The sequence below is a fragment of the Bradyrhizobium sp. MI1.4 genome, from assembly GCF_055811315.1.
Window position 1 is genome coordinate 85,879 of record NZ_JBVVPP010000017.1, and the last position, 22,685, is coordinate 108,563.

At 64.7% G+C, this 22,685-nt stretch carries 22 protein-coding genes; 9 read left to right on the top strand and 13 right to left on the bottom strand.

All coding sequences use genetic code 11. From position 1 onward, the window contains the following. From AC0L23_RS20555 to AC0L23_RS20610, 12 genes are all read right to left on the bottom strand, one after another. The coding region (locus tag AC0L23_RS20555) for a HAMP domain-containing protein (RefSeq protein WP_473357366.1) at window positions 1-1,396 on the bottom strand (1,396 nt) is incomplete at its 3' end. Beyond that, window positions 1,380-2,060, bottom strand: coding sequence for a response regulator transcription factor (locus AC0L23_RS20560; RefSeq protein WP_035969420.1), 681 nt, complete (start codon window positions 2,058-2,060; stop codon window positions 1,380-1,382). The genes AC0L23_RS20560 and AC0L23_RS20555, both read right to left, overlap by 17 nt. A 294-nt stretch (window positions 2,061-2,354) precedes the next feature. Continuing rightward, window positions 2,355-3,938, bottom strand: coding sequence for a Do family serine endopeptidase (locus tag AC0L23_RS20565; RefSeq protein WP_085362396.1), 1,584 nt, complete (start codon window positions 3,936-3,938; stop codon window positions 2,355-2,357). 229 nt (window positions 3,939-4,167) lie between these two features. Further along, window positions 4,168-4,650 carry a cytochrome c-type biogenesis protein gene (locus tag AC0L23_RS20570; RefSeq protein WP_085362395.1) on the bottom strand — a complete coding sequence of 161 codons (483 nt, stop codon included), beginning with the start codon at window positions 4,648-4,650 and terminating at the stop codon, window positions 4,168-4,170. 4 nt (window positions 4,651-4,654) lie between these two features. Further along, window positions 4,655-6,637 (bottom strand): heme lyase CcmF/NrfE family subunit, encoded by a 1,983-nt coding sequence (locus tag AC0L23_RS20575; RefSeq protein ID WP_473357367.1) that lies wholly within the window; start codon window positions 6,635-6,637, stop codon window positions 4,655-4,657. Beyond that, a complete protein-coding gene (gene ccmE / locus AC0L23_RS20580) occupies window positions 6,634-7,143 on the bottom strand; it encodes a cytochrome c maturation protein CcmE (protein WP_026233609.1) in 510 nt (169 codons plus the stop codon). Before ccmE ends, AC0L23_RS20575 begins: the two co-directional genes overlap by 4 nt. 37 nt (window positions 7,144-7,180) lie before the next feature. Continuing rightward, the gene (ccmI, locus tag AC0L23_RS20585; RefSeq protein ID WP_085362454.1) at window positions 7,181-8,296 is read right to left on the bottom strand and encodes a c-type cytochrome biogenesis protein CcmI; all 1,116 of its coding nucleotides are present in this window, start codon (window positions 8,294-8,296) and stop codon (window positions 7,181-7,183) included. Between the two features lie 131 nt (window positions 8,297-8,427). Then, on the bottom strand, window positions 8,428-8,697 hold the full coding sequence (locus AC0L23_RS20590) for a hypothetical protein (protein WP_007593394.1): 270 nt from the start codon (window positions 8,695-8,697) through the stop codon (window positions 8,428-8,430). Between the two features lie 100 nt (window positions 8,698-8,797). After that, complete coding sequence (locus tag AC0L23_RS20595) at window positions 8,798-10,198, bottom strand: hypothetical protein (protein WP_085362393.1); 1,401 nt, start codon at window positions 10,196-10,198, stop codon at window positions 8,798-8,800. A gap of 159 nt (window positions 10,199-10,357) precedes the next feature. After that, window positions 10,358-11,734 (bottom strand): sensor histidine kinase, encoded by a 1,377-nt coding sequence (locus tag AC0L23_RS20600; protein ID WP_085362392.1) that lies wholly within the window; start codon window positions 11,732-11,734, stop codon window positions 10,358-10,360. A 121-nt stretch (window positions 11,735-11,855) separates the two neighbouring features. Then, a complete protein-coding gene (locus AC0L23_RS20605; protein WP_018458554.1) occupies window positions 11,856-12,527 on the bottom strand; it encodes a response regulator transcription factor in 672 nt (223 codons plus the stop codon). Window positions 12,528-12,758: 231 nt separating this feature from the next. Then, window positions 12,759-12,914 carry a hypothetical protein gene (locus AC0L23_RS20610; RefSeq protein WP_007593402.1) on the bottom strand — a complete coding sequence of 52 codons (156 nt, stop codon included), beginning with the start codon at window positions 12,912-12,914 and terminating at the stop codon, window positions 12,759-12,761. A 233-nt stretch (window positions 12,915-13,147) separates the two neighbouring features. Here AC0L23_RS20610 and ku point away from each other — a divergent pair, with 233 nt between their 5' ends. From ku to AC0L23_RS20645, 7 genes are all read left to right on the top strand, one after another. Then, window positions 13,148-14,131: a non-homologous end joining protein Ku gene (gene ku / locus AC0L23_RS20615; protein ID WP_018458552.1), complete on the top strand. Its 984-nt coding sequence runs from the start codon at window positions 13,148-13,150 to the stop codon at window positions 14,129-14,131. Between the two features lie 57 nt (window positions 14,132-14,188). Then, window positions 14,189-14,425 (top strand): hypothetical protein, encoded by a 237-nt coding sequence (locus AC0L23_RS20620; protein WP_018458551.1) that lies wholly within the window; start codon window positions 14,189-14,191, stop codon window positions 14,423-14,425. 168 nt (window positions 14,426-14,593) lie between these two features. After that, a complete protein-coding gene (locus tag AC0L23_RS20625) occupies window positions 14,594-14,776 on the top strand; it encodes a hypothetical protein (protein WP_018458550.1) in 183 nt (60 codons plus the stop codon). A gap of 192 nt (window positions 14,777-14,968) precedes the next feature. Continuing rightward, window positions 14,969-15,133, top strand: a complete 165-nt coding sequence (locus AC0L23_RS20630) for a Flp family type IVb pilin (RefSeq protein WP_018458549.1) — start codon at window positions 14,969-14,971, stop codon at window positions 15,131-15,133. A 185-nt stretch (window positions 15,134-15,318) separates the two neighbouring features. After that, complete coding sequence (locus tag AC0L23_RS20635; protein ID WP_085362391.1) at window positions 15,319-16,881, top strand: hypothetical protein; 1,563 nt, start codon at window positions 15,319-15,321, stop codon at window positions 16,879-16,881. A gap of 174 nt (window positions 16,882-17,055) precedes the next feature. Then, window positions 17,056-18,051: a glycosyltransferase family 2 protein gene (locus tag AC0L23_RS20640; protein ID WP_085352302.1), complete on the top strand. Its 996-nt coding sequence runs from the start codon at window positions 17,056-17,058 to the stop codon at window positions 18,049-18,051. An 8-nt stretch (window positions 18,052-18,059) separates the two neighbouring features. Continuing rightward, entirely contained in the window at window positions 18,060-18,743 is a 684-nt protein-coding gene (locus AC0L23_RS20645; protein ID WP_085385858.1) for a class I SAM-dependent methyltransferase, read from the top strand. Window position 18,744: 1 nt separating this feature from the next. Here AC0L23_RS20645 and AC0L23_RS20650 read toward each other — a convergent pair whose 3' ends face one another. Then, window positions 18,745-20,190 (bottom strand): hypothetical protein, encoded by a 1,446-nt coding sequence (locus tag AC0L23_RS20650; RefSeq protein WP_085385859.1) that lies wholly within the window; start codon window positions 20,188-20,190, stop codon window positions 18,745-18,747. 198 nt (window positions 20,191-20,388) lie between these two features. Here AC0L23_RS20650 and AC0L23_RS20655 point away from each other — a divergent pair, with 198 nt between their 5' ends. Beyond that, window positions 20,389-20,808 carry a hypothetical protein gene (locus AC0L23_RS20655; RefSeq protein WP_085362453.1) on the top strand — a complete coding sequence of 140 codons (420 nt, stop codon included), beginning with the start codon at window positions 20,389-20,391 and terminating at the stop codon, window positions 20,806-20,808. A gap of 215 nt (window positions 20,809-21,023) precedes the next feature. After that, a complete protein-coding gene (locus AC0L23_RS20660; RefSeq protein WP_018458542.1) occupies window positions 21,024-22,658 on the top strand; it encodes a thiamine pyrophosphate-requiring protein in 1,635 nt (544 codons plus the stop codon). The last annotated feature ends 27 nt before the right edge of the window (window positions 22,659-22,685 follow it).

Consider the following 22,685-nt stretch of genomic DNA (forward strand, 5'->3'; position numbering starts at 1 on the left):
CGGGCCCCACACGGGGGCCGAGTCCCCGGGGGGGGGGGACCCCCACCCCCAACCCCCCCCCATCCACGGGCCCCCCCGGGGTGGCTACCCTGCGGCCGCGGCCGGACCCCGGCCGCGGGGGGCGGGCTTCCCGCCGCACGAATCGTTCCACCACATGCTTGCGGTCGGCTTCGGGTATCCCGGGACCGCGATCGGTGACGCTGAGCAGCACTTGATCGCCCTCGCGCCTCGATTCGATCGTGATCTGCCTGCCCTCCATGCTGACCACGGTTCCCGCCGGCTGCGCGGCCGGCTTGCCGTATTTGATCGCATTCTCGACAAGATTGGCGAGCGCCTGGCTGATCAGTTCGCGGTTGGCGTGCACCGGCGTCGGATCGGCCTTGACCTTCAGCGTCATGCCGTCGTCTTCAGCCAGCGGCTCGTAGAGCTCGTGGATGCCGTTGGCGACATCGGCCGCGTCGAAATCGTCCATGTTGCCGCGCGCCTGCCCGGACTCGGCGCGCGCGATCATCAGCAGCGCGTTGAAGGTACGGATCAGGCCGTCGGATTCCTCGATGGTCCGCTCCAGCGCGGCACGGTAGTCAGCCTCGCTGCCTGATTTCGCCAGCGCCTCCTCGGCGCGGTTGCGCAAGCGTGTCAGCGGCGTCTTGAGATCGTGGGCGATGTTGTCGGAGACCTCCTTCAGCCCCGCCATCAGCGCCTCGATGCGCTCCAGCATGGCATTGAGGTTTTCGGCGAGGCGGTCGAGCTCGTCGCCGCTGCGCCCCACAGGCAGGCGTTCGCTGAGATCGCCCGTCATGATGCGATGGGCGGTGCCGCTCATCGCGTCGATGCGCCTGAGCACCCTGCGCGCGACGAAGATCCCGCCGCCCAGGCCAAGCACCACGACGATCAGCACCGACCATTGCGCGGCCTTGGCGACGATGCCGAACAGGCGCCGCCGCTCGGCGAGGTCGCGGCCGATCAGAAGCCGGAAGCCATTCTCGAGCTCGGTGACGCGCACCAGGGCGCGATGGTCGCGCTCGTCCGCATCCTCGATGCGCCGATACGCCGTCTCCGACCAGCCGCGCGTCGCCATCACGCCGGGCGCCAGCGAGCCGACATTGCCGGCGATCGCCTGCCCGGTCGGCGTGGTCACGAGGTAGAGGTTGGCCCCCGGCCGCAGCGCCCGGTACTCAATCGCGCGCACGAGGCCGACCAAGCCGCGGCGGCCGTAGATCTCGTTGATCTCGGACGTCTCGGCATTGACCGTCTGCGTGATTTCCTCGGTGATCAGCCGCCGCGTATTCCAGGCGAAATAGGCCAGCAGCGAGGCCGCGAACATCGCGAACAACAGCAAATAGACCAGCGTCAGCCGGAACGCCGTGGTGCGGACGAGTTTACCGAATGCCGTCACGGATCATGTATCCCGCGCCGCGGATGGTGTGCAGCAGCGGCCGCTCAAAACCCTTGTCGATCTTGGAACGCAGCCGTGAAATGTGCACGTCGATCACGTTGGTCTGCGGATCGAAATGATAGTCCCAGACGTTCTCCAGCAGCATGGTGCGGGTCACCACCTGGCCCGCATGCTTCATCAAATATTCGAGCAGGCGGAATTCGCGCGGCTGCAGCGTCAGCTCGTCCTTGCCGCGCGCAACGCGATGGGAGAGCCGGTCGAGCTCGAGATCGCCGACGCGGTACAGTGTGTCCTCGGCCGGACCGCCGCGGCGGCGCGACAGCACCTCGACGCGGGCCAACAGCTCGGCGAAGGAATAGGGCTTCGGCAGATAGTCGTCGCCGCCGGCGCGCAGGCCCTTGATGCGGTCGTCGACCTGGCCGAGCGCGGAGAGAATCAGCACCGGCGTCGAATCGTCCTTGTCGCGGAGCGCGCCGATCACCGACAGGCCGTCGCGCTTGGGCAGCATGCGGTCGACCACCAGCACGTCGTAATCGCCGTTCTCGGCCATGGCGAGGCCTTCCTCACCGTCCGCGGCGTGGTCGGCAATGTGCCCGACCTCGCGAAACGCCTTCACGAGGTAGTCGGCGGATTCGCGGTCGTCTTCGATGATGAGGAGGCGCATCGTGCGTTCGGCAACGGTCAAGGGAGTGAACCTTCTCTAAACATGGCGCGAGCGGCAATCGCATGCAAGCCGAGTGAGAGACTCTGGCATCGAGAAAAAGGCGGGCGGTGAAGCTGGGGGGACTTCACCGCCCTAGGCCTTCCGACGGAGGGGGGCGTATTCCACCGGAAGGTAGACAGGGGAAGCAAACGTTGCGCTGCTCCCCCGAAGGGCGCCGTCGGCGGGGGCGACTGATGCCGGCGACACCCTTCATCTCGGAGGCCTCCTGAGGCCGAGCCCTTGGTTAGCCCTTCGTTAGCCCTTGGCGATGGGCACGGCGACGAAGCGCGACTGGCCGCCGCTCTTCACCCGCATCAGGACGCTGTTCTTGTTGTCGGTCCGCGCCGTGTTGATGGCGTCGCGGACTTCGCCGGCGGTGCTCACGCTCTTGCCGCCGACTTCGAGAATCACGTCACCTTCCTTGAAGCCGCGTTCGGCAGCCGCGCTCTTCGGATCGACTTCGGTGATCACGACGCCTTCCTTGCCGGCGCCGGCCACGGAATCGGCGGGCGCGACGGTCATGCCGAGCTTGGGCACGTCGGTGCCGCGGCTCGCGCCCTTGCCGCTGTCCTTGTCGATGTCGGCCTTGGCCTCGATCGTGTTCGGCAGCTGGCCGAGGGTGAGGTTCACGACCTTGTCCTGGCCCTTGTGCAGCACGTTGAGCTTCACGGTCGCGCCGGGCGCCAGGCCGCCAATGGTACGGGCGAGCTCGCGTGCGTCCTTGACCGGTTCACCGTTGACCGACGTGATCACGTCACCGGACTCGATGCCGGCCTTGGCCGCCGGACCATTCGCCTGCGGCTCTGCAACCAGCGCACCTTCAGCCTTCTTCATGCCGAGGCTGTCGGCGATGTCGGATGTCACCGGCTGAATCTGCACGCCGATCCAGCCGCGGCTGACCGAGCCCTTGTCCTTGAGCTGCGCCACCACGCTCTTCACGGTGCTTGCGGGAATCGAGAACGCGATGCCGACGCTGCCGCCGGAAGGCGAGTAGATCGCGGTGTTGACGCCCATCACCTCACCGTTGGTGTCGAAAGCGGGACCGCCGGAATTGCCCTTGTTCACGGGCGCGTCGATCTGGATGAAATCGTCATAGGGGCCGTTGCCGATGTCGCGGCCGCTGGCCGAAACGATGCCGGCAGTCACGGTGCCGCCGAGGCCGAACGGGTTGCCGACCGCGAGCACCCAGTCGCCGATCCGCGGCTTGCCGTCGGCAAGCTTCGCGAACGGGAAGTTCGAGCTGCCCTCGACCTTGATCAGGGCGAGGTCGGTGCGCTGGTCGGTGCCGATCACCTTGGCGGTGTAGGTCTTGCCGTCGTCGGTGGTGACTTCGACCTTGTCGGCGCCGTCGACCACGTGGTTGTTGGTCACGGCAAAGCCATCAGCCGAGATGAAGAAGCCGGAGCCCTGGCCCTGCACGACGCGGCCACGACCGCCACCACCCTTCAGGCCCGGCATGCCATCCGGACCGCCGAAACGGCGGAAGAACCGCTCCATCGGCGAGCCCGGCTGGAACGGCGACTGCGCGTCATCGCCGTCATCGTTGCTCGCGGTCTTCTCCTTCATGTTGACCTTTACCGAGATCACCGACGGTTTCACGCGCTCGACGATGTCGGCGAAACCAATTGGGCGTTCGACCTTGCGGACCTCGTTGTTGACCTGTGCATGCGCCGGGCTCGAGAACAGGTCGGCCGGCGAGGTCGACGTGCCGAAGCCGTAGACGGCGGCGCCGAGGCCGGCGACGACCGAGGCCATCAGCGCGATCTTGCGGGCCGAGAAAATCGACCGGCGGGGCTGCCGGTAGGACGGAAGGTTCGAGAGGTCGGAACGGTCGGTCATGCAGAGATCTCCAGGGCCTTGAAATCCATTTGGTACCTGACGGCGGCACCTTACGGACCTGAAGATGGGGGCTGCCGCCTTACCGTGCGCTGGCGGCGGGGTTAAACTTTTGTAATGAACGCGTGTGCGGATGCGGCAGTTTATCGCGGCCGAAAATCGCGAACCTGCAGGAACTTAACGAAGTTCCAGGAATGCCCGCGCAGTGCCCCGCTTTGATGCAGCGACGTAGCTAACGCGATGTGGCCTCGTCTGACATCAATGCGGCGAGACGCGCCTCTTCCTCGAGCGTGAGCGGCGGAGCTGGGACATCTGCACCATTTCGCGAGCGCCGGCGGATTTGCAGCCACAGCGCCAAGCCACCGCCAATCAGCAGCAGCGGCGCGAGCAGCCACAGCAGCACGTTCTGGCGCTCGAAGCGCGGCTTGAGCAGCACGAACTCGCCGTAGCGCGCGACCAGGAAATCGAGCACTTGCGAATTGCTGTCGCCGGCCGCGATGCGCTCGCGCACCAGGAGCCGCAAATCGCGCGCCAGTGGCGCATCGGAATCGTCGATCGACTGGTTCTGGCAGACCATGCAGCGCAGCTCGCGCGACAAGTCGCGTGCGCGCGACTCCTTCACCGGGTCCGACATGATCTCGTCGGGCTGCACGGCATGCGCCGCAGGCAAGGCCAGCAGCATCAGCGCGACGAACGCGACCATCATTCGGCGCATCAGATCACTCCGCCGGCTGCAGGCGCTGCTTGGCCCGCGCCGGTTTTGGCGCACCCACCCGCAGGCGCCGGTCCGACAGCGACAGCACGCCGCCGAATGCCATCAGCACTGGCCCCCACCAGATCAGCAGCACCAGCGGCTTGTGATAGATGCGCACGGCAATGGCGCCCTCGGCAGTGGCGTCGCCGAGCGAAATGTAGAGCTGGCTGGCGCCGCGCGTCAGCAGCGCGGCCTCGGTGGTCGACGAGCCGCGGGTCGTGAAGCTACGCTTGGACGGCGTCATCACGCTGAGCGTCTCGCCGTCCTGGCTGACATTGAATTCGGCGATCATCTCGCGGAAGTTCGGGCCTTGGCGCTGAAACAAACCATCGAGCTTGACGTCGTAACCGGCAACATGGGCGACGTCGTTCTGTTTCATGGTCGCGATATATTCGCTGTTCCAGGTGGTCTCACAGACGATCCCGATCAGCGCGATGCCGAGGCCGGCATGCGCAAACGCGGAGCCCCAGGCCGAGCGCGGCAGGCCGCGGGCCCGGTGCAGCGCCGTTGCGAACGGTAGCCGCACGAGGCCGGTGCGCTCGACGATGTCAGTGACGGCACCGGCGATCACGAAGATGCCAAGCCCGATCGCGAGCGGCGCCAGCGCGCTGCCACCGCGCGCCCAGCCCCAGACCATAGCGGCGACGACAAGCCCGGCAACGCCAGCCGCCAGCAGGCGTTGCGTCACGCCGAGCAGATCGCCGCGCTTCCATGCCAGTAACGGCCCGAACGGCACGGCGAGCAGCAGCAGCGTGAACAGCGGAGCGAAGGTGAGGTTGTAGAACGGCGCGCCGACCGACATCTTGAAATCGGCCAGCATTTCCATCGCCAACGGATAGAGTGTGCCGAACAGCACCACCGCGCAGGCGACCGTGAGCAGCAAATTGTTCAGCACCAGCGCACCCTCGCGCGAGATCGGCGCAAACAGACCGCCCTGCTTCAATGACGTCGCGCGCCCCGCGAACAGCGACAGGCTGCCGCCGATGAACAGGCAGAGAATCAGGAGAATGAACACGCCGCGGGTTGGATCGGTCGCGAAGGCATGCACCGAGGTGATGACCCCCGAGCGCACCAGGAAGGTGCCGAGCAGCGATAGCGAGAAAGTCAGGATCGACAAGAGGATGGTCCAGACCTTCAGCGCATTGCGCTTCTCCATCACCAGCGCCGAATGCAGCAGCGCGGTGCCGGCAAGCCACGGCATCAGCGAAGCGTTCTCGACCGGGTCCCAGAACCACCAGCCGCCCCAACCCAGTTCGTAATAGGCCCAGTACGAGCCCATGGCGATACCGAGCGTCAGGAAGATCCAGGCGACCAGCGTCCACGGCCGCACCCAGCGCGCCCAGGCGGCGTCGATCCGCCCCTCCAGCAGCGCCGCGATCGCGAAGGAGAACGAGACCGAGAAGCCGACATAGCCGAGATAGAGCATTGGCGGATGCACGGCGAGACCGATGTCCTGAAGCACCGGATTGAGATCGCGTCCCTCGATCGGCGGGTTGGCGATGCGCAGGAACGGGTTGGAGGTCACCAGGATGAAGAGATAGAAGGCGCTGGCGATCCACGCCTGTACGGCCAGCACATGCGCGCGCAGCGACAGCGGCAGATTGTTGCCGAAGGCCGCGACCAATCCGCCGAACAGCGCGAGGATCGACACCCACAACAGCATCGAGCCTTCATGGTTTCCCCACACGCCGGTGATCTTGTAGAGCAGCGGCTTCATGGAGTGGGAATTCTCGTAGACGTTGACGACCGAGAAATCCGAAGCTACGTGCAGCATCACAAGCGCGATGAACGACGCACCGACGAACAGGAGCTGCGCCAGCGCAGTGGAGCGCGCCACATTCATCAGTGCATCATCGCGCAGCCGCGCACCGATCAGGGGCACGATGGACTGGATCAGTGCCAGTCCGAGCGCCAGCACCAGCGCGTAATGTCCTGACTCCGCGATCACCGAACTGCTCCCTGCGGATTGCCCTGCGCGGTCGTGGCCGCGGGCTTGACGCCGTCGGAAGCTTTGGCGCCGTAATCATCCTTCCAGTGCCCCTGCTTCTTCAGGGCATCGGCGACGTCCTTTGGCATGTAGGTCTCGTCGTGCTTGGCGAGCACGGTGTCGGCCTTGAACACGCCGTCAGCATCGAGCGCGCCTTCGGCGACGACGCCCTGCCCCTCGCGGAACAGATCGGGCAAAATGCCCTTGAAGGCGACCGGAAGCTTTGCGCCGCCGTCGGCGACCTCGAAGGTCACAGCGAGATTGTCGCCGCGCTGGAGCGAGCCGGGCTGCACCAGGCCGCCGAGGCGAAACCGCTTGCCGGGCGCAACGTGCTTCTCGGCGACCATGGTCGGCGTCGAAAAGAACACGATGGAGTCGCGCAGCGCGTTGAGCACCAGCGCGGCCGCGAGGGCGAGCACGGCGAGCGAGCCGCCGATGATGGTCATACGTCGCTGCTTGCGCGTCATGGCGTATCCATTCCCTGCCCGTCTCGTCCTGACATCATCATCCGTCGAGCCCGAGCGTCTTGAGGCCTTCATCGAGCTGGCGCAGCCGCGCTGCATCGTTGGCAACCGCCTGGCGGGCATCGGTCGATGCCCCCACTGCCTTGTCGCGATCACCCATGACGAGATAGGCGCGCACCAGGCGCAGCCAACCCTCGACGTCGTCGCCGTTCTGCTTGAGGCGCGTGGCGAGCCGTTCGACCATGCCGCGAACCATCGCGTTGCGATCGACCTCTTTCATGTCCTTGGAAGCTGCGAGGGTCTCATCCGACAGCGCCGGCATCGTCGCGCCACCGCCACCGACCCGCGCGAGCGAGGTCTGCACCAGAGGCCGCCACGGCGCATCCGCCGGCGCTTTCGCCAGCAGCGCGCGCCAGATATTGGCGGCATCGTCTTTGCGGCCGTCCTGCTCGGCGGCGAGACCGAGAAAATAGTTCGCCTTGGGGTCGTCGGCGCTGAGCGCGCGCGCGCGCTCGAACTCGGTCTTGGCCTCGGCGGTCACGACGCCGCCGGCGGCGGCCGAGATCGCTTCGCCGAGATCGGACCGGCGCTCCGCGCTCTCGCCATTGTAGGTGAGCGAGTTGCGATAGGCGCGCACGGCGTCGTCGAACCGACCCAGCCGCTCCAGCACGGGCGCGATCACGTTCCAGCCGCGCCCGTCGGTCGGATTCTTTTCCAGATGTTGCTCGACCTGTACGACCAGATTCTCGAGCGACTGCGCCATGCCGGACCCGGATCCGCGCTCCCGCTGCGCCAGTGGAAAGTCCTGAAGCCTGGGCGAGCCGAGCGGCACATAGACACCAATCGCAACCAGCGGCAGGCCGGCAAGCGCCAGCACGGCCGCCGCGCGGCGCCATTTGAGGCTGGATTTCGGTGCCGTTGCGGGCTCGCTGCCGGCCGCGGCAAGCAGCCTGCGGCTGACCTCGACGCGCGCGGCCTCGGCTTCGGGCGCGGCGATCAGCCCTGCGGCAAGATCACGCTCGATCTCGGCGAGTTGGTCCTTGTAGACCGCGACCTCGCTGCCCTGATTTTGCGCGCGTCCGCTACGGCCGAGCGGCAAAAGCACGGCGAAGATCGCCGCGACCGTCATCAGCGCGAACACGAACCATAGCATCATCTGGCAAGCTTCCGGCAGCGCGCAAGCCGCGCCCACAGGTCGCTTTACACCACGGCCGGACGATGCGGCAATTGACAATTGTCAATTCGGCGCGACCGCGCACAGTCCCGAAATGGTGAAAATCCAACGGCTTAGCCGATCTCGAAGTCCGCGCTTTGAGCGGCGTCCTCGCCATGTCCGTTGAAGGCCTTCAGGAAATATGTTCCCGGCTCGATAGCGTCGGGCAATCTGATGCGCAACGCCCCGACGGGAACGGGTGATGCAACCCTGGTGACGGTCTCAGGAAGCTGCCGACCGCTTGCCTTCTCGACCAGCACCACCTTCGCGCCGACCATCAGCCTTTGATATTTGGCAACAACGACGCGATTCTCGATTTCGATGGAACTGATAACGGATTTCATGCGCCCACAGATAGAAATATAAAAAACCTGCACGGCGACCGTAGGGCCAGCCACCGACACCGTCAACCTGAAATTGTGACTACTGAAATATGCGCCTGGATCAGCTAGCGCGCGACGATTTGCGCTCGCCCGTGGCCGCGTTCTCCGCGGCGCGGCTCATCAGCGAGGCATAATCATCGCCGAACAGCACCTGGCAGAAGCGGATCGCGGCCTGCACCTGCTGCTGCCGATAGGTGCGGACCTTGTGATCGGCGCCGCGCAGCGACTGCACCAGCTGCTCAGTCGAACGCTCGACATATTGCTGGAGGTCGGAATAGGTGCGCAGTGTCACCTCGTTGATCGCAAGCTCGCTCGCATAATTGCGGCAGGTGGCGACGAAATCGATCAGCGCGACGGTTTCCTCGACCTCGGTGCTGTCGATCCGCGCGCCCGGCGGAATGTCCTTCTCGGCGCGCTGGCGCAGGATGCGGCGGACGCGGCCGGGAACACTGTCGATCTCGGATTGCAGCGCGTTAGAGATGTCGGCCCGGATCGAGGTCAACTGCTTGCCCCAGGCAGAATCGTTGCGCAGGTCGAGTTCGGTACGCAGGCCTCGCACGCCGTCGTGCAGCGTCTTGAGATTGGCGGCGACATTGTCGAAATGGCCGCGCTTGATGTCCATGCGCAGGATGGCGGCCACGCAGGACAGATCATGCAGCGCGATCGTGACGGCGACGCCATAGGGCGTTGCCGCAACACGGATCTCGTCGTCGGATGCGGCAATCTTGATGGCGAGGCGGATGATCTGCCACGGCGCGGTCATCCGCTGCACGACGATGGAGAGCGCGAAGGGCAGCATCTGCGGGGTCTGGAGGACGGGAATGTTGAGCGCTGCAGTCACCGATGCGATCTGGGCATCGCCGAAGGCGCGCAAAGAGCGCGGCAGCTTCTCGTTCAAGGTGGCAATGGCGTCGCGGACCGCGAGCACCGCCCCGGTCGAACAGAGGTCCTCAATCACGTTGGGCGGACCAACGCGGGCGAGCGCACGCGACTTGTCACCCCCGCCCGGCCCCGTCAGCTCGAAGATGGCATCCGCAGCGACCGCCTGGAGCTTCGAGGCCAGCGCTTCGACCTGCCCTGCGCTGTCGGCCGGCGTGCGCGCCAGCGCCGCCTCGAGTTCCTTCAGCTTATCCGGAGCACCGTCGCGGCCGAGCCATTGCCAGATCGGAGCCAGCGAGGAGCGGCGGACCTGCCCGACCCGGATCGGGGCGCCTGCTTCGACCAGGAAGGGTTCCAGCACCTGGAACAGCAGCCGCGACAGATCGTCCGTACGCGGCGGTGCGGCCTCGTCGGCTTCCGTCTTGCGGACAATCTTGCGCAGCTGGTCGAGCACGAGGGTTGCCACGGCCGTGTCCTGGCCGCGCTCGAGCGCACGCTCGAACTCTCGCATCAGCAGCGCCTGCGCCTGCGGCGGGAGCTGCGCGAGATAGTCCCTCAGCCGCTCGATCGATGTCTGGCTCATGCGCCCGGGTAATGAACGGTAAAATGGCGGACGTGGGATCCGTCCTGCTCGATCATAGGTGGGGCCACTTAAGAAGCCGTTTAGGAAGTCCCTCCGAATACCCCTGGTTTCGTCCGGATCGGTGTGCAGCAGGCCAAATAGTCGCGTCGGAACAAGGGATTATATTCCGGGGAGGACCAGCTCCGCCCGCAGGCCCCCCATCGGTGCGCGCCCGAGGGAGAGGCTGCCGCCATAGAGCGCAGCGAGCTCGGTCACGATCGACAGTCCCAGCCCCGATCCGGGCTTGGACTCGTCGAGCCGCTGGCCGCGCCGTGAGACCTGGGTGCGCTCGGCCTCCGACAGGCCGCGGCCGTCATCGTCGACGATGATATGCAGCCGCGGGCCGATGCTCGCCTGCTGCGGCGCTTCCGCCAGAACTTCGATGAAGACCCGCGACGCCGCCCATTTGCAGGCGTTGTCGACGAGGTTGCCGACCATCTCCTCCAGATCCTGCCGCTCGCCACGAAATTTCGCCGACGGATCGGCCTCGGCCTCGACCACGATGCCGCGGCCGCGGTGGATCTTCTCCATGGTCCGCCGCAGTGCCTCGATGGCCGGTGCCACCTCCGTCACCGTCGCAACGACCGAGACCCGCGCCGCGATGCGCGCGCGCTCGAGATGATGGGCGACCTGGTCGCGCATCACGTCGGCCTGCTCCATCACCTTGGCCGCGAACGGATCGGTGGCATGCGCGCCGGCCTCGTTCACGATGACCGAGAGCGGCGTCTTGATGGCGTGGGCGAGATTGCCGACATGGGTGCGCGCGCGCTCCACGATCTCGCGATTGGCGTCGATCAGCGCGTTGGTCTCGCGCGCCAGCGGTGCGATCTCGACCGGGAACTCGCCCTCGAGCCGCTCCGCCCGCCCGGACCGGATGTCGGCGATGGATTCGGAGATGCGCTTGAGCGGCGCGAGACCGAAGCGGACCTGAAACACGGTGGTCAGCAGCAACACGATACCGAGCGCGGTGAAGGTGCCGCCGAGGTAGTAATCGAAACTGCGCGTCTCGTCGAAAATCTCGGTGTCGTCACCGGCGACACTGACGAGAAATTTGCCGTCCGCGCCGAGATCGACCGGCCGCTCCACCATGCGCAGGTTCTGTCCCTCTGGACCGTCGACATAAGCGATCCGGATGCCCGCGGCTGTGAGCTCGGTGCCCTGCTCTTCCAGCTTTGGCAGCTTCTTGTCCCAGAGCGAGCGCGAGGAGCGCACCTCCGGCTTTTCGGTGTCGGTCCGCGTGATCTGCCAGTACCAGCCGGACAACGGCAATTCGAACAAGGGCTCGCCGAGCGACTGGAACTGGCGGTCCGGCGGCTCGTCGGGGGTGGCGACCTCGGCGATCAGCGTGCGGAGATAGAGATTGAGCCGGCGGTCGAAGGCGCGCTCGGTGGCGTTCTTGTAGACCGACGACAGCACCACGCCGGTGATGGCCAGGATCACCACGAGCCACGCGGTCGCCGACAGAAACAGGCGGTTCGCAAGCGAGCTGGCGGGCATCGGAATGATCCCGGAGGCGCGGGGTGGCATGGCGTCGGAACTCATGACCCGAACAAGGCCCCTGCTGCGCCGCCCGTCAAGCCAAGATACGTCTAGACGAGATAGTTCGAGACACCGCGCTTCAAGCGCCGGGGGCCGGCGGGGTCAGGAGATAGCCGAGGCCACGGACAGTCTGGATGATGTCGACGTCGAGCTTCTTGCGGATGCGGCCGACGAAGACCTCGATCGTGTTGGAGTCGCGGTCGAAGTCCTGGTCGTAGAGATGCTCGACCAGCTCGGTACGGGACACGACGCGCCCCGAATGGTGCATCAAGTAGGCCAGAAGCCGATATTCGTGCGACGTCATCTTGATGGGATTACCCGACACGCTGACCCGGCCGGTCCTGGTGTCGAGCGTGACGGGGCCGCAGGTCAGCTCGCTCTGGGCGTGGCCGGTGGAGCGGCGCAGCAGCGCGCGGATCCGCGCCAGCACCTCCTCCAGGTGGAACGGCTTTGCGACATAGTCGTCGGCACCGGCATCGAAGCCCTGGACCTTGTCGCTCCAGCGGTCGCGCGCGGTGAGGATCAGGACCGGCATGGTGCGGCCGTTGCGCCGCCAGGCCTCCAGCACCGAGATGCCGTCCTTCTTCGGCAGGCCGATGTCGAGCACCACGGCATCGTAGGGCTCGTTGTCACCGAGAAAATGCCCCTCCTCCCCGTCGAAGGCGCGATCGACGACATAGCCGGCGTCGGTCAGCGCCTTGGTAAGCTGGCGATTGAGATCGGGGTCGTCCTCAACGACGAGCAGGCGCACGCTTCTCTCCAGAATTAGGCCGCATGAACACCTGCACAGATGAGCAATTCCGGCGTGAACTGAATATGAACACCGGGGAACCGGCCGCGTTACTTTTTGGTCATATCCGACCAGTTCGCAGTCAACGCACTGCGCCCGCCATGCCACCGGACGAACCGACGGCATGGCGGGCGCAATGTGCCGCGTTACGCGGCGAGTCGGAAGGTGCAAACCGTCCGGTCGATCTGCCGATCAGGTCCGGAAGAACACGAACCAGATGACCGCGAGGATCAGGATCGCGAGCCCGGTTGATATGGCGAGCAGCGCCGCCACCGACGGCCCAGGCTCGCCCTGGCGCGCCTCCGTCGGAGTTTCCACGATCTGACGTTGGTCTCGCGTGGTTGCCATGGTGACCTCAATTTCTGGCCGTCGCATCGGATGGCCGCGACTCCTCGCGGCGAATGTCCAGTGGCAACGCATGATCGGATATGATGTTCCGGTTTTTGCAGCCGGATCGGGCTGCAACCGCGCGCCGGGCGGCCGATTAACGCAGTTGCAAGATTCAGCGATCCGCCTTGCTATGATTCGGTGTTCCCCGATGGTATCTTCGTCTTCTGTCCCCGTTGCGTTTGGAGTAGCCCATGGCCCCCCGCGCCAATTGGAAGGGTTTTCTGCGTTTGTCGCTCGTGACCTGCCCGGTCGCGCTCTATCCGGCCACTTCGGATACCGAGAAAGTCTCGTTCAACCAGATAAACCGCAAGACCGGCCACCGGATCAAGTACCTCAAGGTCGACGCCGAGACCGGTGACGAGGTGACTTCGGAGGACATCGTCAAGGGCTACAAGGTCGACACCGACACCTATATCGAGGTCACCAAGGACGAGCTCGACGACATCGCGCTGGAGTCCACCCACACGATCGAGATCGACGAGTTCGTACCGAAGACCGACATCGACAGCCGCTATCTGATCCGCCCCTACTATCTCGTGCCCGACGGCAAGGTCGGCCACGACGCATTTGCGGTGATCCGCGAGACGATCCGGAGCATGGACAAGGTCGCGATCGGCCGCGTGGTGCTGACCAACCGCGAGCACATCATCGCGCTGGAGCCGCTCGGGAGCGGCCTGATGGGGACGCTGCTGCGCTACCCCTACGAGGTGCGCGGCGAGAAGGACTATTTCGACGACATCCAGGACGTGAAGCTGACCAAGGACATGCTCGACCTTGCAAAGCACATCGTCGAGAAGAAGTCCGGCGCGTTCGAGCCTGAGCTGTTCGAGGACCATTACGAGACCGCACTGATCGACCTCATCAACAAGAAGCGCAGCGGCGCGCCCATCGCAGCAAAGGCCGCGCCCAAGACCAGCGGCAACGTTATCAACCTCATGGACGCGCTGAAGAAGAGCATCGCGAACGAGAAGGACGCAGGCCCCGCGGCGAAGGTGGCCAAGGACGTGACCAAGGACGCCGTCAAGGGCAAGAAGCCGAAGAAGCGCGTCGAAGGCCAGCGTGAGATGCTGCTGCCGATCACCGGCAAGGGCGGCAAGGACACTGCTGCGAAAGCCGCTCCCAAAAAGGCGGACAAGCCGGTGCGCGCGCCGGCCCGGGCGAAGAAGGCCGGCTAGCGGCATCGCACAGCGCCGACGCCGTGATGCTGCCCCTCGTCGATCGGCCGACCTGACATGCCCTGGTCGACCGCGTTCGACGAACCCATCTCGTTACGTGGCGGGCGCAAGCTGCGGACGCTGCAAGAAGCTGCCGATCACATCATGCGACTGCCCGAGGATACGCAGGATGCGAGCCACTGGCAGACCGCGATCGAAACCCTGATCAACGCGGCCGAGACCGGCGGCGGCTGGATGATGTTCGCCCGCATCGCGGTGTTGCGGGCGCTGAATGCGGACGGTCGGCGCGAGTGAGCCGGGCGCCCGCTCGAGAACAGGCTCAACAATCCGTTAAGTCAAGCCGCGCTTTCAGCGTCTGCCTGCGGCCGGAGGGCACGTAATCCTACGGAAGACAAAATTAACCGACGCTTCCCGCTCAGCGCAGCATCGTCGCCCCTCGATTGAACTCGGGGTTGCAGGCTCGTGAAGCAGCAGGACGCCAGAAAGAATTACATCGGCATCGTCAACGACGCGGCCGAGGAAGAAAGCCTGGCCGGCAGCTCCGCGCGAGCGCAGCCGTCCGTGGTCAGCTATCTGGTCGGACGTCTGGCGATAGTGCTGAAACGCTCCAGCAAGGCCGCACCGGAACGCCAGATCTCGTCCTGAGACGGGATGACGACATCGCCAAATGCGTCCGAATTGGGTGACGAAACCTTAAGTCAATCGATGTCACCATATCAAACGGCAGGTGAGGACCATCCGCCCTGCGTTTTGGCGCGCTCACGAAAACTTAGTGAATCAATTTACCATTCCGAAAACGGCACCAGCCTAGGTTGGACGGATGAACAGGAGTTGACGATGACTTTGCTCAAGTCATTTCTTGCCGACGAAAATGGTGCCACCGCCATCGAGTATTGTCTGATCGCCACCGGCATCGCGTTCGCGATCATCACGGCCGTGAACAACACGGGCAGCGCACTCCTGAGCAGCAAATTCAACTCGATCAGCGCGGCGATGAAGTAGCTGGCATAGCCGGCGCGCCGCAATCGCATCAGCACGAATCCGCGTGCAGCGCGCCGGATGATAGGCTCCTCCTTCCGATGCGGCGGCGACCCCAGTTTGATTTTCGCGAAGTTCACATTATTGGCGTTGTGTCGCGCGGTTGCGCCGTCGTAGAGCGTAAGCTCAAACTCTAGCGGCCCTATGACATGATTCCTTCCGACAAGCCGACCTCGACAATCTGGGCTCGTTTTGGCTCGAACCGATCGACCCCGATCAGCGTCCTTGCTGTCCTGGCGGCCCTGTCGTTTCTTCCGGTGCTGCTGACCCCTATCCCCGCGATGGTCGACTATCCCAATCATCTCGCCCGGATGTACATTCTGAGCCAGAACGGCACTCCCAATGCCAATCCGTATTACGAAGTGGCCTGGGCATTCTATCCCAACCTTGGAATGGATCTGCTGGTCCCGCGAATGGCGCGGCTGATCAACGTCGAGAACGCCACGCGCCTGTTTCTGCTCCTGAGCCAATTGCTGATCGTCGGAGGCGCGCTTTTGCTCGAATGGGCCCGGAAGGGACGGGTCCATCTCGCCGGCTTTGCGGCGCTCGCTTTCCTTTACTGTCTGCCGTTCAGCTGGGGCTTCGTGAATTTCGAGTTCGGACTGGGCCTCGCTCTTTGCGGCATCGCCGTCTATCTGATGCTCGCGGAGCGCCCATGGCCACTGCGTTTCGTCGTCAACATGGTCTTCGTCGCTGCGCTGTTTGCGGCGCATTTCTTCTCCCTCGGCGTCTATGGCGCGACGCTCGGCGTCTACGAGCTCTCGCGCATCCGCCATGGGCGAAGGTCGTACGGGGTCGCCGCCGCGCGGCTCGGCGCGTTGGCCATACCGGCGCTTGCCCTCTTTGGGATCATGCGCATGACCGCGGGATCGATCGGAAGCGAAGGAACGAGCTGGTTCATCGGATTCAAGCCGATCTGGCCGTTGCGCATCATGAACGGTTACAATCTGACGATCGCAGCGGCGACGGGGCTTACGCTGATGGTCTCGCTGTTCTTCGCCGCAAGACGCGGCGTCCTCAAGCTCGAAACAGCCGGGACCTGGCTCGCGATCGGCTTCGCGCTGCTCTACGTCGTCATTCCCTCGAAGCTGTTCGGAACCTCGTTCGTCGACCTGCGCGTCATTCCCGCTGCGGCTCTGATCCTGCCGGCCTTCTGCTCGCTGACGCTGCCCAGCCGGGCGTGGAGAATGGCAGCGCTCGCCGCGATCAGTGGCGTCATACTGATCAATCTCGCCGTCGTGCTCACGGTGTGGCTGCCTTACCGCACCGACTATGCGGCCATCGTCGAGTCGTTCCACAAGATCGATCGCGGCTCGCGCATCCTCGTCGCCAGCACGGACGACAATGGAGACCCGCCCTTCGCCGACCTCACCTCATATCCGATGTACTATGCACCTACGCTGGCCGTGCACTATGCCAACGCGTTCGTGCCCAATCTATTCACGGAAGCGGGCAAGCAGCCCGTGCGGCCACGCGAGGACGTGCGCCGTCTTGCCATTCCCTACGGGGGGCCGGTGCCGCTGGGCGTGCTTACCGCGATTGCGGCAAGCCGGCCGCCGGCAGGCGTTCCGCCGTTCGTCCGCACCTGGCATCAGGACTTCGACTATCTCTATGTCCTCGGGCCGCGAGCCGCAAACCCGCTGCCGGATCTGCTGGAAGCGCTGGACACCTCTGAGCGATTTGTTCTCTACAAGATCCGCCGCAAGTCCTAGACCGCAAGTCCGAGGCCGAAGCCGCGCTGCCCAGCGTGGTTAATCGGGCATCACCATCTGCACCCGCCTTTTGGAAGCCACTGCGGTGCCCCATATCCTTAATGGTTGTGGCAAGGCGACCTTAACCACCGCCGGCATAGACTTCCGCTCCTGCAACGAGTTGGACTCTCTCGCATGGCGGCCAATTTCCAGTCGATCCGCTACAGCCTCGTCATCCCCGTGTTCAACGAGGAAGCCGTGCTGCCGGTGCTGCTGCGCAGGCTCGACCTGGTCTTGTCCCGGCTCGACGGGCCGGCAGAGGCGATCTTCGTTGACGACGGCAGCAGCGATTCCAGTTCGATCGTGCTACAGGCGCTCGCCACGCGCGACCCGCGCTTTCGCTATATCGGCCTGTCGCGAAATTTCGGGCATCAGATCGCCATCACCGCCGGCATGGACGCCGCGCAAGGTGAAGCGATCATCGTCATGGATGCCGATTTGCAGGATCCGCCCGAAGTGATCGAGCAATTGATCGCAAAATGGCAGGAAGGCAACGACATCGTCCACGCCCGCCGCCTGTCGCGCGACGGCGAAAGCCGATTCAAGCGCGCGACCGCGCATCTGTTCTACCGGCTTCTCGGCAGGATGTCCTCGGTCGGCATCCCCGCCGACGTCGGCGACTTCCGCCTGATCGATCGCAAGGTGCTCGACGCGCTTCGGCAGATGCCGGAGCAGGACCGCTTCGTACGCGGCATGATCGCCTGGCTCGGCTTCCGGCAGGCGGAGGTCACCTTCCACCGCCTCGAGCGAGCAGCGGGCGAGACCAAATATCCGCTGTTCAAGATGCTGCGGCTCGCGATGAACGCCGCGCTCGGCTTTTCCGATCTGCCCTTGCGCCTGGCAATCTGGTGCGGATTGACGGTCTCAGGTCTGGCACTGCTCTATGGCGGCTGGGTGATCCTGTTGTGGCTCAGCAACGATAGTCATCTCGTGACCGGCTGGTCCTCGACGATGGTCGTCGTGTCCCTGCTGTGTGGAATGAACATGCTGATGACGGGTATCGTGGGGCTTTACGTCGGCCGCATCCATGCCGAGGTGAAACGTCGACCGCTCTACGTGGTGCAGACCCGCGCTGGCTTCGACCGCAACGAGGCGGCAGCCGCACCCGCGATCCACGCCGTCAACGAGTGACACAGCGCATGACCGAGCTCTTCGACGGCTATCACGACAACTACCGTGACGTGGTCCAATCCTCGATCGACTTCTCCGGCTTGCCGCATCATTTCTTCATGCGCGCCAAGGCCGATCTGCTGGGCAACCTGATCGCGCAGCGGCTCGACACGGAGAGGCCCGACATGCTGGACGTCGGCTGCGGCGTAGGCAGCCTTCATCCACTGCTGCACGGCATAGTCGGCCGCTTGAGCGGCATCGACGTCTCGTCGGCCAGCCTGGCGCAGGCGCGCGCTGACAACGGCAGGGTCGACTACCGTGAGTTCGACGGCCGCACCTTTCCTTTCGACGATGCCAGCTTCGATCTGGTCACGGCCGTCTGCGTGATGCACCATCTCGTGCCAACGGAATGGGCGCAATTCATCGCGGAGATGCGGCGCGTGACGCGCCCCGGTGGACTCGTCTGCGTCATCGAGCACAATCCGTACAACCCGCTGACCCGTCTTGCCGTCGCGCGTTGTGAGTTCGACCGGGACGCCGTCTTGCTCGGGGCCGGCACAACCCGAAAATTGATGGCTGCCGGCGGCTTGCGCGAGATCGGTGCGCGCCATTTCCTGCTGCTGCCCTGGGACACCAAGCCGTCGCGGCGTCTCGAAGCGACCCTGAGCGGCGTGCCGCTTGGCGGCCAATACGCCGCCTACGGGACCGCTTGATCTATCTTTGCGGCATATCTCGCCGCTTGTGCACGACCGCCACGTCGTCGCTGTAGACGCGCTGCCATTGGGGCAGCCGGTCCAGCATCGCTATAGCCGGCGTCCCCGGCGCGAGCAACGTCGCGCCGATGCTGTATTCGTCGAGCAATCTGAGAAAGTCGCCGAGATCGACGAGCGCCAGGGCGCGATTGTAGCGGTTGATGAACGCTCCCCCGTACAGTTCACCGCGACCGTCGATAAAGGTGGGAATGCCGGCAAAGATCAAATAGCCACCGAAGGTATAATCGTTGAGCACGTGCCCCGCTGCGGCGAGGTTGGCTTCAGCGATGGCAGCCTGAGGGGTGATGGCCGGAGCCGGCCGTATATCACGGGCCAGCGTCGCCCCGCTCACCGCAATCAACACACCGAGGGCGGCCAGGTTCAGGCGGCGCGACGAGCCGGCCGCATCTTTCCCAATCGGTCCGCCGAACTTCCGCCCCAGCGGAGCCGCCAGATAGAGCGGCGCCAGCATGGCCAGCAGATCCGCATTGCGGATCTGGGCCAGCGCGAAATGCAGCAAGCCGATCACGACCAAGGCCCGCACGACCGGCAGCGTCACGCCACGCGAGAGCGCGAAGATGCCGGCCAGCAGCACCAACTCGAAGAAACCTATGTGGCTGAAATCCTGCGGCCGCCATTCCGCGATCCACCTGAGCGCCGGGCCGAGGCCGAGTGTGGTCAGCGGCATCAGCAGCGGTTCCGGCCCGTAGGGCGTCAGGCAGGAGGCCGCGACCGCGAGCGCGGTGAACGGTAGCCATCGCAGGAATACGCGTGGCCATTCGCTGCGCTTCTCGCGCAGCAGCGCCTCGAGCCCCGCAGGCCCGATCAGTCCAAGTGCCAACACCACACTGCCGTGCAGATTGGCCCACACGACCAGCAGCGGAAGGGCCCAGTACGGCGGAGGCCCTTCACGATCCATGCAGCGTACCAGGGCAGCCGCCCAGGTCACCATCAGCGGCAGCACCAGCACATGTGGCCGCGCCAGCATATGCGGCGCCAACAGGATGACGGCCGCGATCACCATGAGCAATGTCTGGGTCGGCGAAAGCTCGCGCAGCAGGAAGAACGTGAACAGGCCAAAGGCGAGCGCTATCGCCGCGGCGGCGACGACGAGGACGCCCTGCCAGCCGGCAAGCGCGTAGGCTCCGGCGTAGATGACCTCCGAGAGCCATTCGAAGGTGATCCAGGGGGCGCCGTGCCTCGAAAAAGAAAATGGGTCGGTCGCCGGCAGCGTGCCGTGCGCAATGATCCAGCGCCCGACCTCGATGTGGGAATAGCTGTCGGGATCATTGAGCAGCCGCGGTCCAAGGATCAGCAGCAGGCCATAGACGCCAAGGCTCACCAGCCCGGGAAGCGCCGCACGCGCCGAAAACGGTTGAACCTCGCTGTGGACGACCTGGTCACTCATGGCGAGCGCAAGTTAGGGCGCAAGCGTTAAATTCCTCTTTGACTTGACAGGGCCTGGCTTGGTGCGCGGCGGGCCGGTCACGCTTTGTGAACTATATTCCCGGTAGCGAAATCCGGGCTGCGGCGCTTTGACGACCATGCGGGTCCTGATACGCTTCACACTGTCAATCGACGAACCACGGCGGCTTGAAGGATGCGGATGAGAAGCGTGATGCTCTTGGCTTTCAGCCTCATCTTTGTTGGCGTCTGGTCGCAGGACAGCGCGAGAGGGCAGACTTCGGCCGCGCCGCCGGTTTCGCTTTCTCCGCCCAATGCATCGCCGCCGCATGCGGGCGCCAAAACTTCCAGACCTCCGCCGGCAGCATCCATCAGAGAAGCTTCGCCGCCGGTGATCGGCGGGCTTCCATCGGCGCCGAACCCAGCTGCCGACTACGATGGCTTCAGCGTAGGTATCGGCGACGGCAACGACACCTCGAGCCAGGTAGTCCCGCCTGTGAGGTCACGCAATGCGAAGGGCTCCAGGGCCGATCCGGGTGCGAAAGGCGCCGCTGAGCAATTGATCGATCAAGAAGACGAGTCGCTGAAACGCAAGCTGATGATCTGCCAAAGCTGCAAGTAGCGGTCGTAGTCCGGATGGAGCGCAGCGAAATTCGTCACTGGTCTATCCGGTGGAACGGCCCCGGATTGCGCTGCGCTCCATCCGGGCTACGGCAGCTCGCTGCATAGCTGACCTACCGCGACTCTCATCGTCCGCGCTTTACCCTCCCCGGATTTCCTGATCCTCTCTCCCCTAATCGGCCGGAGCAACCGGCCTACGCCAGGGAGAGAGACGCCATGAAGCTCGGCACCGCGATTGCGGAAATCATGAAGCGCGAGGGGATCGGGATCCTCTGCGGCTATCCGGTCAACCATCTGATCGAGCATGCGGCCAAGGCCGATATCCGGCCGGTGATGGTGCGGCAGGAGCGCGTCGGCATCCACATGGCGGATGCGATCTCGCGGGTGACATCGGGACGCTCGATCGGCGCGTTCTGCATGCAGCATGGCCCCGGTGCGGAGAATGCGATGGGCGGCGTTGCGCAATGCTACGGCGAATCCGTTCCCGTACTGGTACTGCCAATGGGCTATCAGCGCAGGCTTGCGCATATCGAGCCGAACTTCAATTCCAGCGAGGCGATGAAGGCGTTTTCGAAATCGTCGGAGCCGATCATCCTGGCCGCGGAAGTCGCCAACATTTTTCGCCGCGCCTTTACCAAGCTGAAGAACGGCCGCGGCGGCCCTGTGATCGTCGAGATCCCTGCGGACATGTGGAACGAGGAGGTGCCGGAGCCGCTGAACTACACGCCTGTGCTGCGCACCCGCTACGGCGCGGATCCCATTCATATGAAGGAGGCGGCCGACCTGCTCGTCAACGCCAAGCGCGCGGCGATCTATGCCGGCCAGGGCGTGCATTACGCCCAGGCGTGGCCACAACTGAAGCGGCTGGCCGAACGGCTCGCCATTCCCGTCACGACCAGCCTTGGGGGCAAATCGTCCTTCCCGGAAACGCATCCGCTCTCGCTCGGCTCCGGCGGCCTTGCGGTGCCGCGCGCCGTGCCGAAGTTTCTGGCTGAGGCCGACCTCATTTTCGGCATCGGCTGCTCCTTCACTGAAACAAGCTTCGGCATCGCGATGCCCAAAGACAAAACCATCATCCACTCCACACTCGATCCGAACCATCTCAACAAGGACGTGGAAGCCAGGATTGGCCTCGTCGGCGATGCCGGGCTTGTGCTCGACGCGCTGCTGGAGGAGATCGGCAAGACCGTCAGCGCGGATCGCGACGCGTCGGCGGTGGCAGCCGAGATCGCGGCTTCGCACAAGGAGTGGCTGGCGAAATGGATGCCGAAGCTCACCAGCAATGATGCGCCCTTGAGCCCCTATCGCGTGCTGTGGGACCTGCAACATACCGTCGACATCCGCAACACCATCATCACCCACGATGCCGGCAGCCCCCGCGACCAGCTTTCGCCGTTCTGGAAGTCGGTCGAGCCCCTCACCTATCTCGGCTGGGGCAAGACGACGCAACTCGGCTACGGCCTTGGGCTGGCCATGGGCGCAAAGCTCGCAAAGCCTGACAAGCTCTGCATCAATGTCTGGGGCGACGCCGCGATCGGCTTCACCGGCATGGATTTCGAGACCGCGGTGCGCGAGCGCATCCCGATCATGTCGATCCTGCTGAACAATTTTTCAATGGCGATCGAATTGAAGGTGATGCCGGTCTCGACCGAGAAATATCGCTCGACCGACATTTCCGGAGACTACGCCGCGATGGCGCGCGCCTTCGGCGGCTATGGAGAGCGGGTGACGAGACCTGAGGACATCACCCCCGCGATCAGGCGCGGCATCCAGAAGACGCAGGAAGGCGTTCCCGTGCTGCTGGAGTTCATCACCAGCAAGGAGACCGAGGTGTCGCGGCCGGGCACGTGAAGCGGGCCGGATTCCGGCAGCAAAACT

Bases quoted from the DNA above. Each gene is read 5' to 3' on its own strand.
- AC0L23_RS20560 (WP_035969420.1), bottom strand. From the start codon at position 2,060: ATGCGCCTCCTCATCATCGAAGACGACCGCGAATCCGCCGACTACCTC.
- AC0L23_RS20565 (WP_085362396.1), bottom strand. From the start codon at position 3,938: ATGACCGACCGTTCCGACCTCTCGAACCTTCCGTCCTACCGGCAGCCC.
- AC0L23_RS20570 (WP_085362395.1), bottom strand. From the start codon at position 4,650: ATGCGCCGAATGATGGTCGCGTTCGTCGCGCTGATGCTGCTGGCCTTG.
- ccmE (WP_026233609.1), bottom strand. From the start codon at position 7,143: ATGACGCGCAAGCAGCGACGTATGACCATCATCGGCGGCTCGCTCGCC.
- ccmI (WP_085362454.1), bottom strand. From the start codon at position 8,296: ATGATGCTATGGTTCGTGTTCGCGCTGATGACGGTCGCGGCGATCTTC.
- AC0L23_RS20590 (WP_007593394.1), bottom strand. From the start codon at position 8,697: ATGAAATCCGTTATCAGTTCCATCGAAATCGAGAATCGCGTCGTTGTT.
- AC0L23_RS20595 (WP_085362393.1), bottom strand. From the start codon at position 10,198: ATGAGCCAGACATCGATCGAGCGGCTGAGGGACTATCTCGCGCAGCTC.
- AC0L23_RS20600 (WP_085362392.1), bottom strand. From the start codon at position 11,734: ATGCCCGCCAGCTCGCTTGCGAACCGCCTGTTTCTGTCGGCGACCGCG.
- AC0L23_RS20610 (WP_007593402.1), bottom strand. From the start codon at position 12,914: ATGGCAACCACGCGAGACCAACGTCAGATCGTGGAAACTCCGACGGAG.
- ku (WP_018458552.1), top strand. From the start codon at position 13,148: ATGGCCCCCCGCGCCAATTGGAAGGGTTTTCTGCGTTTGTCGCTCGTG.
- AC0L23_RS20620 (WP_018458551.1), top strand. From the start codon at position 14,189: ATGCCCTGGTCGACCGCGTTCGACGAACCCATCTCGTTACGTGGCGGG.
- AC0L23_RS20630 (WP_018458549.1), top strand. From the start codon at position 14,969: ATGACTTTGCTCAAGTCATTTCTTGCCGACGAAAATGGTGCCACCGCC.
- AC0L23_RS20635 (WP_085362391.1), top strand. From the start codon at position 15,319: ATGATTCCTTCCGACAAGCCGACCTCGACAATCTGGGCTCGTTTTGGC.
- AC0L23_RS20640 (WP_085352302.1), top strand. From the start codon at position 17,056: ATGGCGGCCAATTTCCAGTCGATCCGCTACAGCCTCGTCATCCCCGTG.
- AC0L23_RS20645 (WP_085385858.1), top strand. From the start codon at position 18,060: ATGACCGAGCTCTTCGACGGCTATCACGACAACTACCGTGACGTGGTC.
- AC0L23_RS20650 (WP_085385859.1), bottom strand. From the start codon at position 20,190: ATGAGTGACCAGGTCGTCCACAGCGAGGTTCAACCGTTTTCGGCGCGT.
- AC0L23_RS20655 (WP_085362453.1), top strand. From the start codon at position 20,389: ATGAGAAGCGTGATGCTCTTGGCTTTCAGCCTCATCTTTGTTGGCGTC.
- AC0L23_RS20660 (WP_018458542.1), top strand. From the start codon at position 21,024: ATGAAGCTCGGCACCGCGATTGCGGAAATCATGAAGCGCGAGGGGATC.